This window comes from Salinifilum ghardaiensis, from assembly GCF_054491345.1.
In genome coordinates this window covers 341383-353788 of record NZ_CM137101.1, presented here as the reverse complement: position 1 = coordinate 353788, position 12406 = coordinate 341383, and the positions used below count along the sequence as shown (strand labels likewise).

General features: G+C 72.9%; 12 protein-coding genes. 8 read left to right on the top strand and 4 right to left on the bottom strand.

Annotation, left to right across the window (positions count from 1 at the left end):
* Positions 1-258: 258 nt before the first annotated feature.
* From ACVGV0_RS01605 to ACVGV0_RS01570, 8 genes are all read left to right on the top strand, one after another.
* Positions 259-1350 carry a metal ABC transporter solute-binding protein, Zn/Mn family gene (locus ACVGV0_RS01605; RefSeq protein ID WP_459158065.1) on the top strand — a complete coding sequence of 364 codons (1092 nt, stop codon included), beginning with the start codon at positions 259-261 and terminating at the stop codon, positions 1348-1350.
* 41 nt (positions 1351-1391) lie between these two features.
* The gene (locus tag ACVGV0_RS01600) at positions 1392-2261 is read left to right on the top strand and encodes a metal ABC transporter ATP-binding protein (RefSeq protein ID WP_459158064.1); all 870 of its coding nucleotides are present in this window, start codon (positions 1392-1394) and stop codon (positions 2259-2261) included.
* Between the two features lie 26 nt (positions 2262-2287).
* The gene (locus ACVGV0_RS01595) at positions 2288-3127 is read left to right on the top strand and encodes a metal ABC transporter permease (RefSeq protein WP_459159887.1); all 840 of its coding nucleotides are present in this window, start codon (positions 2288-2290) and stop codon (positions 3125-3127) included.
* A gap of 124 nt (positions 3128-3251) precedes the next feature.
* Entirely contained in the window at positions 3252-3443 is a 192-nt protein-coding gene (locus ACVGV0_RS01590; RefSeq protein ID WP_459158063.1) for a PspC domain-containing protein, read from the top strand.
* Between the two features lie 442 nt (positions 3444-3885).
* Positions 3886-4365: a GtrA family protein gene (locus ACVGV0_RS01585; RefSeq protein WP_459158062.1), complete on the top strand. Its 480-nt coding sequence runs from the start codon at positions 3886-3888 to the stop codon at positions 4363-4365.
* 167 nt (positions 4366-4532) lie between these two features.
* Positions 4533-5456, top strand: coding sequence for a LysR family transcriptional regulator (locus ACVGV0_RS01580; protein ID WP_459158061.1), 924 nt, complete (start codon positions 4533-4535; stop codon positions 5454-5456).
* Between the two features lie 192 nt (positions 5457-5648).
* Positions 5649-6698: an MBL fold metallo-hydrolase gene (locus ACVGV0_RS01575; protein ID WP_459158060.1), complete on the top strand. Its 1050-nt coding sequence runs from the start codon at positions 5649-5651 to the stop codon at positions 6696-6698.
* A 9-nt stretch (positions 6699-6707) separates the two neighbouring features.
* Positions 6708-8042: an MFS transporter gene (locus tag ACVGV0_RS01570; protein ID WP_459158059.1), complete on the top strand. Its 1335-nt coding sequence runs from the start codon at positions 6708-6710 to the stop codon at positions 8040-8042.
* 203 nt (positions 8043-8245) lie between these two features.
* On the opposite strand, the gene rlmB is transcribed toward ACVGV0_RS01570, so the two are convergent.
* The 4 genes from rlmB to ispF form a co-directional block, all read right to left on the bottom strand.
* On the bottom strand, positions 8246-9202 hold the full coding sequence (gene rlmB / locus ACVGV0_RS01565; protein ID WP_459158058.1) for a 23S rRNA (guanosine(2251)-2'-O)-methyltransferase RlmB: 957 nt from the start codon (positions 9200-9202) through the stop codon (positions 8246-8248).
* Between the two features lie 3 nt (positions 9203-9205).
* A complete protein-coding gene (gene cysS / locus ACVGV0_RS01560; protein WP_459158057.1) occupies positions 9206-10594 on the bottom strand; it encodes a cysteine--tRNA ligase in 1389 nt (462 codons plus the stop codon).
* A 525-nt stretch (positions 10595-11119) separates the two neighbouring features.
* Positions 11120-11800, bottom strand: a complete 681-nt coding sequence (locus tag ACVGV0_RS01555) for an HAD family hydrolase (protein WP_459158056.1) — start codon at positions 11798-11800, stop codon at positions 11120-11122.
* Between the two features lie 77 nt (positions 11801-11877).
* Positions 11878-12348 carry a 2-C-methyl-D-erythritol 2,4-cyclodiphosphate synthase gene (ispF, locus tag ACVGV0_RS01550; RefSeq protein WP_459159886.1) on the bottom strand — a complete coding sequence of 157 codons (471 nt, stop codon included), beginning with the start codon at positions 12346-12348 and terminating at the stop codon, positions 11878-11880.
* Between the last annotated feature and the right edge of the window lie 58 nt (positions 12349-12406).

The window sequence follows — 12406 nt, the reverse complement described above, 5'->3', positions numbered from 1 at the left end:
ATGCGCGCATGCGGAATGCGGGAATCGCGCCGGACCCGCGGAGTCCCGCCGCCCGAAAAGCGGAACGCATGCCGAAGTGCGCATGCGAAATGCGTTGACCGGGCATTTCCCCGCGAGTTGTGACACGAAATACCTCGATCGGATGGCGCCAGCGGCCAGCAGAGCCCTAAACTGCACATGACAACGATTTCCGTTTGTCGTGTCGTGGCATGTTGCTCAGCCATTCGTGGCGATCTCATTCGATCGAGGAGCCCAGTGATGACCGTCCGTGCGCACATGGCGCGCCGCAGGTACCGACTCACCACCACGGCCCTGGCCGGCGTCACCACCACCGCACTGGTCCTGACCGCCTGCGGCAGCGGCGAGCAGGGCGGCGGCTCCGACGGCAAGCCGTCGGTGGTGACCTCCACCGACGTGTGGGGCAGCGTGGTGCGGGCGGTCGGCGGCGAGCAGGTCGACGTCGAGTCGATCATCGACGACCCGGGAACCGACCCGCACTCCTACGAGAGCACCCCGCGGGACGCGGCCGCGGTCAGCGATGCCGACCTCGTCCTGTTCAACGGCGGCGGCTACGACGAGTTCATGCCGCAGATCATCTCCTCCACCGGTGAGCAGAAACCCACCATCCAGGCGTTCGACGGCGAGAGCGGCCACGACCACGGAGGCCACGACCACGGCGCCGAGCAGCAGGACGAGCACGGCCAGCCCGACGGAGGGGACGGCCACGGGGAGCGCTCCGCCGAGCAGCAGGGCCACGGCGAGCAGCAGGGCCACGGTTCCCACGAGCACGGCGGCCACCAGCACGGCGGCCACGACCACGCCGGCGGGAACGAGCACATCTGGTACGACCCGCACGCGGTCGCGGACGTGAGCAACGAGGTCGCCGCGAAGCTCGGCGAACTGCGCCCGCGGTCGGCCGAGCAGTTCCGGCGCAACGCCGAGCAGTTCCGCCAGCAGATCGACGGGCTCAACGACCGCATCGCCGAGATCCGCGAGGCGCACCGGGGCGAGCAGGTCATCGTCACCGCGCCGATCGCCGACCACCTGGTCGAGGAAGCCGGCCTGCGCGACACCACGCCGCAGGAGTTCGTCAACGCGGTCGAAGCCGGCAACGACCCGTCCGCGGCCGCCGTCGCCGCCATCGACGACGCCGTGTCCTCCGGCCGCGCCTCCGCCGTCATCCACAACCCGCAGACCGAGTCCCCCGTGACCCGCGACGTCCGGCAGAAGGCCGCGGACAACGGCATCCCGGTGGTGCAGATGTCCGAAACGCTGCCGCAGGAGCGGTCCGAGTACGTGCCGTGGATGCGGGGGCAGGTCGACGCGCTCGTCCGCGCGCTGAACGCGTGACCCCCGCACCGGCACACCCCGCGCACACCGAAGGGACCCGAGTGACACGCTCCCGACCACTGGCGACCACCGCGCCCGCGGAGAGCACCACCGCGCCCGCCGTCCGGCTCCGCGGTGCGGGCCTGCGCTACGGCGCCCGCACCCTCTGGGACGACCTGGACCTGGACGTGCATCCCGGCGAGTTCGTGGCCGTCCTCGGCCCGAACGGCACCGGCAAGACGAGCCTGCTGCGCGTCCTGCTCGGGCTGACCGGGCTGAGCAGCGGCACCGCCGAGATCGCGGGCGGGCCGGTGCGCCGCGGCAGCGACCGCATCGGCTACATCCCGCAGCAGCGGGCCGTGGACACCACGGTGACCATCCGCGGCCGCGACCTCGTCGGCCTCGGGCTGGACGGGCACAGCTGGGGCCTCGGCTGGCGCAACCGGCGCCGGCGCAAGCAGCGCGTCGACGCGGCCCTGCGCGCGGTGGAGGCCACCGCCTACGGCCACGTGCCGCTGGGTCTGCTCTCCGGCGGGGAGCAGCAGCGGCTGCGCGTGGCGCAGTCCCTCGTCGGCGATCCCGACGTGCTGCTGTGCGACGAGCCGCTGCTGTCGCTGGACCTGGCGCACCAGCGCAAGGTCAGCGAACTCATCGCGCGGCAGGCCCGCGGGACCGGTGCCGCGGTCCTGTTCGTCACCCACGAGATCAACCCGGTGCTGCCGGTGGTGGACCGCGTGCTCTACCTCGCCGACGGCCGGTTCCGGCTCGGCACGCCCGACGAGGTGATGAACTCGGCGACGCTGTCCGAGCTGTACGGAACCGACGTGGAAGTGGCCCGCGTCGGCAACCGGCTGGTGATCGCCGGTGCGGAGGACACCGCGGCGGCCGAACCGCACGGCGCCGCGCACCACGTGCAGCAGGAGGACGCGTGAACTCGCTGGGTGAGGACCTCGGCGGCATGTTCGACTTCGCGGTGACCGGCGAACTGCTCGCCTACCCGTTCGTGCAGCAGGCGCTGCTCGCCGCGGCCGCGCTGGGGCTCGTCTCCGGTTGCCTGGCCCCGCTCGTGGTGGCCCGCAAGATGTCGTTCGCCGTGCACGGCACCGCGGAACTCGCCTTCACCGGGGCCGCGGCCGCGCTGCTGCTCGGGATCAGCGTCGGCGTGGGATCGCTGGTCGGCGCCGTGATCGCCTCGCTGCTGCTGGGGCTGCTGGGGCAGCGCGGCACGGAGCGCGACTCGGTGATCGGCGCGATCCTGTCCTTCGGCATGGGCGTGGGCGTGCTGCTGCTGTGGCTCAACTCCGAACGCACGGCCAACAAGTTCAGCATCCTCATCGGGCAGATCGTCGGCGTGAACTCGTTCGACGTGGCCCTGCTGAGCACCAGCGCCGCGGTCGTGCTCGTCGTGTTCGCCTGCCTCTACCGGCCGCTGCTGTTCACCAGCGTCGACCCGGACGTGGCCGGTGCGCGCGGTGTTCCCGCCCGGGTGCTCACCCCCGTGTTCGCCGTGCTCGTCGGCGTGGCCACGGCCCTCGGCGTGTACACCGTCGGCGCGCTGCTCGTGATGGCGCTGATGGTGACACCGGGGGCGGCGGCCGCGCGCGTGACCGCCAACCCGGTGGTGGCGACGGTGCTGTCGGTCGTGTTCGCCGAAGCGGCCGCGCTCGGCGGGATCGTGCTCTCCCTGGCCCCGGGGGCGCCGGTGAGCGCGTTCGTCACGAGCATCTCGTTCATCATCTACCTGGTCTGCCGCGGGCTCGGGACGCACCGGCTGCGGCGCCTGTCCCGCGCGGCGTGAGGGCGCCGCGGCGCGTGCCGGGGCCCGGGGTGCACCGGTGCCGCGGCGCGCTGCGGGCTGCGCCGGGGTGTTCTCAGGGTTCGTCCCGGATCCCCGACCACCTCAGCCGCGGGAGGATGGGGGCATGACGGCACGTGCGAACGAACTCATCCGCCCGCGCTCGGGAGCGTGGATCGCCGGCGTGTGCGCCGGCCTGGCCGACCGGTTCGGCCTGCCGCGCGGACTGGTGCGCCTGGCATTCGTGCTCTCCTGCCTGCTGCCCGGCCCGCAGTTCGTGATCTACCTGGTCCTGTGGGTGATGATCCCGCGCCGCTGAGGCCCGGCGGGTCGCTGAGGGCCGGCGGGGTCGCTGCTGCCTGGTCGGTCCCCGCCCTCCGGCCGGCCGCCGCCACCCGATCGTGGGGTGCGACACAGCGGCGATGCTGATCACACCCCGGCGCAGCAGCCGGCTCGGTGCGCGGGGGCGCTGCGCACCGCCGGTGGTCGACGGACGGCGCGCGCACGAGCGGCCGGCGCCGGGAGAATTCCCCGCCGCTCCGCGAGATCCAGCACCCGGCCGGACACGCGCGGGCACCTCCGGACCACCGCGCGACCGGGCCTTCCGGGCACGGTGCGCACCGGGGCGGTCACAGGAGGAATCCGGACGAGGAGGACACGAGGCGGGGGGAATCCTTACCCTGACCCGGAGCGCGTCCTTCCGGTACGCCGACCGCGGCACCGCGGCCCGTCGCGGCGGCACGGGTGAGCTGGAGGAGAGGTTGACAACGGACACCAGGGCCCCGGCGCGCGCCGGGGCGTCGGGCACCGCCGCCGCTCCGACCGCGCGGCTCGGGCTGGTCCGCCAACTGCTCCGCTTCGGCCTCGCCGGCGCCGTCGCCGGCATCACCGACTACAGCAGCCTCCAGCTGCTCACCCGCGCCGGGTTGCTCTCCGAACTGGCGAAGGCGATCAGCTTCGTCCTGGGCAGCACGGTCGGTTACGCGATCAACAGCAACTGGACGTTCGCGGCCCGGCGCGACGCGCGCGAAGTGGTCAGCGTGACCGGCGCCTACGGCCTGGCCTTCTGCCTCAACGTCAGCGCCTACGCCGCGCTGCGGTACTCCCTGCCGGAGATGCCGTGGAAGATCACCCTGTGCTGGTTCCTCGCGCAGGCGCTCGCCACCTCGTGCAACTTCGCGGTGCAGCGGGGCCTGATCTTCCGCCGCGGCCGCAGGGCCGGGCGCACCGCGCGGAGCTGACCACCCCGAACCGGCCGGGCCGGTCCGCCTGATCCCGACTCGCGCACCGCTCCGCACTGCGGTGCTCGACGCGCGGCCGCAGACCCGCCTGCCGCCGGCTCCGAGGCGAGCTGCCGCGCGGGAACCGAACGCAGCGGGGGCGCTCCGCGATCGGGTACGTTCGCGCGATGCCGACACCGCCGTCGGGGCCGAGCAGTTCGTCGGGGGCTCGAGTGGAACGCCGTCAGATCGAGTACTTCACCGCTGTCGCGGACCACGGCAGCTTCACCGCTGCGGCGCACGCGCTGCACGTGGCCCAACCATCCCTGTCCCGGGCGATCAAGACCCTGGAGCGCGAGCTCGGAACCGAGCTGTTCCACCGCCTCCCCCGCGGCATCCGCCTCTCCGCGGCCGGGGAAGCGTTGCTGGACTCCGCCCGCCACGCGCTGCGCGAGTTCGAAGTCGGCCGCGCGCTGGTCCACGAAGTCGCCGGGGTGCGGTCCGGGCGGTTGGACATCGCGAGCCTGCCCACGCTCGCGCTGGACCCGCTGGCACCGGTGATCGGCCGGTTCCGCACCGCACGACCGGGCATCACGCTGCGCCTGGTGCAACCGGAGGAGCGCGCCGCCGTCCGGGACAGCGTGGCCTCCGGGCAGGCGGAGCTCGGCGTCGCCGACGCCGCCGGGGAACCCGACCCCGAACTGGCCACCGAACGGATCGGCGACCAGGACTTCGTCGCGGTCCTGCCGCCCGGTTCGCCCCCGCCGCCCACCGGGGAGATGCCCTGGGACGAGCTGCTGGCGCGCGATTTCGTCACCGGAGTCCCCGGAACCGTGGGGCGGGACATCCTCGAGGAGCAGGCCCGGCGGCGCGGCGCGTCGCTGCGGCTCGTCGTCGAAGTCTCCCACCGGGAATCGGCGCTGCACCTGGTGGTCGCCGGCGCCGGATGTGCGCTGCTGCCCGCACCGCTGGCGGACATCGCCGCGCTGAAGGGCGCCGTGACGGCCCGCACCTCGCCCCCGCTGCACCGCGAGCTGCGGTTGCTGCGCCGCGCCGGACGGCTGTCCCCGGCCGCCCGGGAGTTCCGGGAGCTGCTGCTGCGCGGCGAGTAGCGGTCCCGGCGCCGCGCGGTGCCCGCCCGCCATAGCGAACTGCTATCCGGAGGGGCGCCGAACCGGTCTTTGTGCCACCGCAGCGCCGGCTGTGCAATGGATCACGTCGTTGTCCGGTGGTGCGGACACCGGAGCGTGCGCCGCGCGCTCAGCGCCGGCGGTCCGCGCCACCCCGCTGCTCCGGGAGGATTCATGGCATCCGCGCTCACCGGCGAAACCCGCGCACCCCACGTGGTCACCCTCGGCACCGTCGGGGGGCCGCGGTGGTGGGAAGGCATGACCGAGCACCACTCGGCGGGGATCGCCACGGCGGTCGTCGTCGGAGACGCGGTGTACCTGGTCGACTGCGGGCGCGACGCGGGGCACCAGCTCGTCAGGGCGGGACTGCCGATCTCCGCGCTGCGCGCCGTGTTTCTGACCCACCTGCACTCGGACCACACCGTGGACCTCGACGAGCTGGCCGTGTTCGGCCTGTTCTACCGGGCCGACCGGGGACTGCCACCGGTGCACGTCCGGGGGCCGGGCGAACGGGGCGCCCTGCCACCGGTCTCCGCCCGCGCGGCAACACCTCCGGAACCGCTGTTCCCGGAGAACCCCACGGGCGGCACGGTTTCGATGTTCCACCACTTGATGGCCGCGCACGCGACCGACCTGAACTACCGCGTGCTCGGCGCGCTGCGCCCCTCGCCGCTGCAGTGCTTCGACTGCGCAGACATCGCGCTGCCGGAGGGGTGCGACTTCGACCCCGATGACCGCCCGGATCCGCCGATGGAACCGTTCGAGGTCTACCAGGACGAGCGGGTTCGGGTCACCGCGATCCTGGTGCACCACCCGCCGGTCGCGCCCGCGTACGCGTTCCGGTTCGACACGGACGCGGGATCGGTGACGATCTCCGGCGACACCGCCCCGTGCGAGAACCTCGTGCGGATCGCGGAGGACACCGATCTGCTGCTGCACGAGGCCATCGACTTCGACTGGGTGCGGCGCACGTACGCCGCGCACGCGGACGAGTTCAGCCAAGCGTCGATCGACCACCACCACCGCTCGCACACGAGCCCCGAAGACGCGGCAGCACTGGCGAAGCGCGCCGGTGCGAGGGGGCTGGCGCTGCACCACCTCGTCCCGGGCAACGCCTCCCGCGCCGTGTGGTGGAAAGCGGCCGGGCACTTCGACGGAGCGTTCCACGTTCCGTCCGATCTGGACGTCCTCCCGATCGGCTCGACGACCCCGGCACCGAAGTGAGGCCGCACCATGACGCAGAATCCCGTTGAAACGAGGGGAACGCGCCCGGACAGCGTCAACACCGGACAGCTGCGGCGGATCCTGGCATCGAGCTTCATCGGCAGTTCCATCGAGTACTACGACTTCATCCTGTACGCGATGGCCGCGAGCATCGTGTTCAACCAGGTGTTCTTCACGGCTCTGACGCCGGGAGTGGGGTTGTTCGCCTCCTTCGGGACGCTCGCCGTGGGGTACGTGGCGCGCCCGCTCGGCGGCGTCGTCCTCGGGCACTTCGGTGACCGCGCCGGCCGCAAGACGGTCCTGGTGGTGTCCATGGTGCTGATGGGCGCCGCGACGATGGCGATCGGACTGCTGCCGACGACCGCGCAGATCGGCATGGCCGCTCCCGTGCTGCTGGTGCTGCTGCGGATGCTCCAGGGAGTCGCGGTGGGCGGCGAGTGGGGCGGAGCGATGCTCATCGCCCTGGAGCACGCACCGGACTCGCGCCGCGGCTTCGCGGCGAGCTTCGCGAACATGGGCGGTCCCGCCGGTGCGGTGCTGGCGACCCTCGCGGTGTCGGCGTTCTCCACGCTGCCCGACGAGCAGTTCCTCGCGTGGGGCTGGCGGATGCCGTTCCTGCTGAGCGCCCTGCTCATCATCGCGGGGCTCGTGGTGCGCCTGAAGGTCGTCGAGAGCCCGCTGTTCGCGGAGCTGGAGAAGACCGCGGAGCAGCGCCGCATCCCGCTGACCGAAGTGGTCACGACCTACCCGCGCAACTGGGCCCTGGGCGTGATCGCCGGGATGAGCTCCTACACCGTGCAGGGGTTGATGACGGTGTGGGCGGTGTCCTACGTCATCGACGCGGGGTTGGACCGCACCGCCGTGCTGAACGTGAAGGCCGTCGGTGCGACGTTGACCGCCGTGCTGGTGTGGTTCGCCTCCCGCGCCAGCGACCGGCGCGGGCGCAGACCGGTGATGTTCAGCGGCATGCTCGCCGGGGCGGTACTGGCCTTCCCGATCCTGTGGCTGCTGCAGACCGAGGCGCTGTGGGGCTTCGCCCTCGCCCTGTTCCTGGCCAACAGCGTGATCCAGGGCGTGATCTTCGGGCCCTTCGGCGCGTTCGTCGCCGAGCTGTTCCCCACCCGCGTCCGCTACACGGGCGCGTCGCTGACGTACCAGACCGCGTCCACGGTGGGTGGTGGCTTCACACCGATGATCGCGACCGCACTGGTCCTGCTGGCCGACGGGCAGCTGTGGTTGCTGGGAACCGCGTGGGCGCTGTCGTTCCTCGCCGCCGGGGCCTGCGTGCTGGCCACGCGCGAAGGTCGCGACCTGGACCTCCGCGGGGACATGCGCGGCACGTAGTCGGCACGTCGCGCCGGTGCACCGCCCGAGCGGGGCGCCCTCGGGCGGTGCCGCGCCCCGGTGGGGTGGCTGCGCCGGGGTCCCGCGGAGCGCGGCAGCACCCGCGCCGCTTCCCGAATCCGCGACCGCTCGCCGGGCCGGTCACGCCGGGCGGGGGCCGCCCGGCGCGGGGCGGTCCCCGCACCGACCCGGCCCCGCACCGCTCAGCGGGTGCGGCGGCGGCGCGCCACTTCCGCCAGCACCACGCCGGAGGCCACGGAGGCGTTGAGCGATTCGACGCTGCCGGCCATCGGGATGGACACGGTCTGGTCGCAGGTCTCGCGGACCAGGCGGGACAGCCCCCGACCCTCGGAACCGACGACGACGACCAGCGGTTCCGTCGCCAGCTCCAGATCGTCGGAGCTGATGTCCGCGTCGGCGTCCAGGCCCACGCACATCAGCCCGGCCTTCTTCAGGTCCTTCAGCGTGCGCGTGAGGTTGACGCACCGCGCCACCGGCAGCTGCGCCGCAGTTCCCGCGCTGGCGCGCCACGCCACGGCGGTCATGCCCGCGCTGCGCCGCTGCGGCAGGATCACGCCGTGCGCACCGAAGGCGGCCGCGGAACGCACCACGGCGCCGAGGTTGCGCGGATCGGTGACGCCGTCCAGCGCGACGATCAGCGGGGCCATGCCCGAGTTCTGCGCTGCTTCGAGCACGTCCTCCGGGTCGCCGTACTTGTACGGCGGCACCTTCAGCGCCAAGCCCTGGTGGTTCGCCCCGCCGGTGAGCTTGTCGATCTCGGTCCGCGGCGCGTCGACGACGGCGATGCCGTGCGTGCGCGCGGTTTCCACGGCTTCGGTCACGCGGTCGTCGGTGTCGATGCCGTAGGCCACGAACACGCCCGTGGCGGGCACTCCCGCGCGCAGGCACTCCACCACCGGGTTGCGGCCGGCGACGATCTCGGGGGCGTTCTCCTTCTTCTCGCGCCGCTGCTCCTTGTCGCGCTCGGCCGCGACCTTGGCCTGCTTGCGCTTGTGCGCGGGGTGGTTGGCGCGGTCCTCGGCCTTCGGGACCGGCTTGCGCCCCTTGCTGATCTGCTTGCGCTTCTGGCCGCCGGAGCCGACGACCATCCCCTTCTTCTTCTTGCTCGTGGCACCGCGGCGCCTGTCGTTACCTGCCAAGTCCTACCCGTCCTTCAATGTCCACATCGGACCGTCAGGAGTGTCCTCGACGGCGATTCCGCACGCCTGCAACCGGTCCCGCACCGCGTCGGCCGTGGCGAAGTCCTTGTTCTGCCGGGCCTGCTGGCGCTGCTGGAGCAGATCGTCCACGAGCTCGCCCAGCGCTCGGCGCGCGGCGTCGTCCGCGCGCGCCTCGGCCCACTGCGGCGAGAGGGGGTCCAGGCCGAAGACGTCGGTCATGGTCCGCACCGAGGCGGCCGCCCCGCGGGCGGCGCCCTCGTCACCGCCGTCGAGCGCCGCGTTGCCGTCGCGCAGCGCGTTGTGCACCACCGCGATCGCCTGCGGCGTGCCGAGGTCGTCGTCCATCGCCGCGCGGAACTCGTCCGGAACCGGGCCGAAGTCCACGGCGCCGGTGCGCTGCACCACGCGCCGCACGAACGACTCGATCCGCCGGTACGTGGACACCGCCTCGGCCAGTCCGGCCTCGGAGAACTCCACGGTCGACCGGTAGTGCGGCGTCACGAGGTAGTAGCGCAGCTCCGACGCGCGCACGCGCTGCAGCACCGCCGGGATCGTCAGCGTGTTGCCGAGCGACTTGGACATCTTCTCGCCGCTCATCGTGACCCAGGCGTTGTGCATCCAGTAGCGCGCGAACCCGTCGCCCGCGGCGTTGGACTGGGCCAGCTCGTTCTCGTGGTGCGGGAAGACCAGGTCCAGCCCGCCGCCGTGGATGTCGAACTCCGAGCCCAGGTAGTACGTGGCCATCGCCGAGCACTCCAGGTGCCACCCGGGCCGGCCCGCACCCCACGGGGTCGGCCAGCTCGGTTCGCCCGGCTTGGCGGACTTCCACAGCGTGAAGTCCCGCGGATCGCGCTTGGCGCCGCCGGACTCCCCCTGCTGCATCTCCTCGAGCCGCTGGCCGGACAGGCTGCCGTAGCGGTCGGCGAAGGTCTCCACCGCGAAGTACACGTCGCCGTCGGCCGCGTAGGCGTGCCCGGCGTCGATCAGCCGCTGGACGAGCTCGACCATCTGCGTGATGTGCCCGGTCGCCCGCGGCAGCGCGGACGGCGGCAGGCAGCCGAGCTGGTCGTAGGCGCGTTCGAACGCGCGCTCGTGCGTGGCGGCCCACTCCCACCACGGCCGGCCCGCGTCGGCGGCCTTGGTGAGGATCTTGTCGTCGATGTCGGTGACGTTGCGGACCAGCCGCACGTCGTAGCCGGTGTGCTGCATCCACCGGCGCAGCACGTCGAAGTTCAACCCGCTGCGGACGTGGCCGACATGCGGAATGTCCTGCACAGTGGCACCGCACAGGTAGATCGACGCCACTGAGTCCTGGCGCGGTTGGAACTCGCGCGTGGTCCGCGTCGCGGTGTCATGCAGGTGCAGGCTCACAACCCCGATGGTACGGGGCGCGGACGCGGGCATCGGCGCCCACCACCGCACGGCGCCCGCCCGGCAGCGGCAGCGCCCCACCCGCGACCACGGGCCCCGTCGGGAGACCACGACCCCGCTCGGAACCACGACCCCACCCCGAGCCACGGCCTCGCCGGGAAACCGCGGCCCCACCGGCAACGGCGGGCAGCGGGGGCAGCGGGGACAGCGTCCCCGCTCGCCGGCGGGCACCCGCTCACCTCAAACTGGAACCGTTCCAGAGAGCACAATTTTCATCAAAATTGTGAGCTGTCCCCACACGAGTGGAGCACGAGTTATCCCCACACGATCGAGATCAATCAACACGATCGAGGTCAACTTGTCGGATTTCTGTCCGGATTCGCCGGATCCTCGAGGTCCAGCGGGCCGACCCGACTCGGCGGGCCGGCTCAGCTCGGCGGGCCGGCTCAGCTCGGCGGGCCGGGCCGGCACCCGACGCGGGGCGGGCTCGGCGGGGCTCGTCAGGGGCGGGAGCCGCCGGGGAGCTCAGGCGAGGACATCGGCGAGGGCGGTGCGCAGGGCGTCGGGGCGCTCGGAGGTCGGGGCGGGCTCGACGAGCTCGAAACGGCACCCGAGCGCGGTCGCACCGCCGTCCGCCTCGGCGCTGTCCCCGACCATGACCGCCTCGGCCGGGTCGACGCCCAACCGCTCGCAGGCCCGCAGGAACAGCTTCGCGTCCGGCTTGACCAGGCCCTCCTCGTAGGAGAGCAGGAACTCGTCCACGTACTCGGCCGCACCGGTCCGCTCGAAGGCGGCGCGGAAGTCGAACGCGATGTTGCTGACCACGGCCACGCGCAGCCCGGCCTCCCGGCAGCGGCGCAGCACCTCGACCGCGTCCGGGTACGGAGTCCACTGGTCGGGGTCGATCAGCCTGCTGTACAGCGAGGCGGCCTGCTCCTCGTCGAGGCCCGAGTGCTGCAGCACCGCCATGTAGACCTTGCGGTGCAGCACCGGGTCCAGGTCGCGGTTCTCCCACGCGTCCTCGAACTCCTGGCCGAGCTGCACCACCTGCCCCGCCGGGGCGGTCAGCCGCCGCATGATCTCGGCCTGCTCGGAGGTGTCCAGCGGCCGGCCGGAGTCATCGGTGAAATCGGCCGACCAGGACTCGTCCTCCTCCAGGCGGAACAGCGTTCCGGAGAAGTCGAACAACACCGCGCGCATCGTCACGAGATCCACGATACGGGCACCGCGGGTCCGGACACACGCCAATGTGCGCCAGCTTGCACCCCGCGGCCCGGGGCCGCTCACTCCGCTGCGATCACCAGCGCCGTCGCGATCGCCGCGATGCCCTCGCCGCGCCCGGTCAGCCCCAGGCCGTCGGAGGTCGTCCCGGACACGGACACGGAGCCGCCGAGCGCCCCGGACAGCACCCGCTGGGCCTCCTCGCGCCGCGCACCGATCCGCGGCGCGTTGCCGACCACCTGCACCGTGGCGTTGCCCACGCGGGAGCCGGTCGCGGCCAGCCGCGCCCCGACCTCGGCGAGGAAGTCCACCCCGTGGGCCTCGCCCCAGCGCTCGTCGTCCGTGCCGAACACCGCGCCGAGATCGCCGATCCCGGCGGCCGCGAGCACGGCGTCGCACAGCGCGTGCGCGGCGACGTCGCCGTCGGAGTGCCCGACGCACCCGTCGGCCCCGGGCCAGTGCAGCCCGGCCAGCCAGCACTCCCTGCCGGGCTCGATCCGGTGCACGTCGACGCCCTGGCCGACGCGCGGCACGAGGACGCTCGCCCCGGCGGCGCGCCCCTCCTGCACCGGGCTTTCCGCGTAGTCCGTC

Coding starts and splice junctions, on each gene's coding strand:
- ACVGV0_RS01605 (WP_459158065.1), top strand. CDS start 259: ATGACCGTCCGTGCGCACATGGCGCGCCGCAGGTACCGACTCACCACC.
- ACVGV0_RS01595 (WP_459159887.1), top strand. CDS start 2,288: ATGTTCGACTTCGCGGTGACCGGCGAACTGCTCGCCTACCCGTTCGTG.
- ACVGV0_RS01590 (WP_459158063.1), top strand. CDS start 3,252: ATGACGGCACGTGCGAACGAACTCATCCGCCCGCGCTCGGGAGCGTGG.
- ACVGV0_RS01580 (WP_459158061.1), top strand. CDS start 4,533: ATGCCGACACCGCCGTCGGGGCCGAGCAGTTCGTCGGGGGCTCGAGTG.
- ACVGV0_RS01575 (WP_459158060.1), top strand. CDS start 5,649: ATGGCATCCGCGCTCACCGGCGAAACCCGCGCACCCCACGTGGTCACC.
- ACVGV0_RS01570 (WP_459158059.1), top strand. CDS start 6,708: ATGACGCAGAATCCCGTTGAAACGAGGGGAACGCGCCCGGACAGCGTC.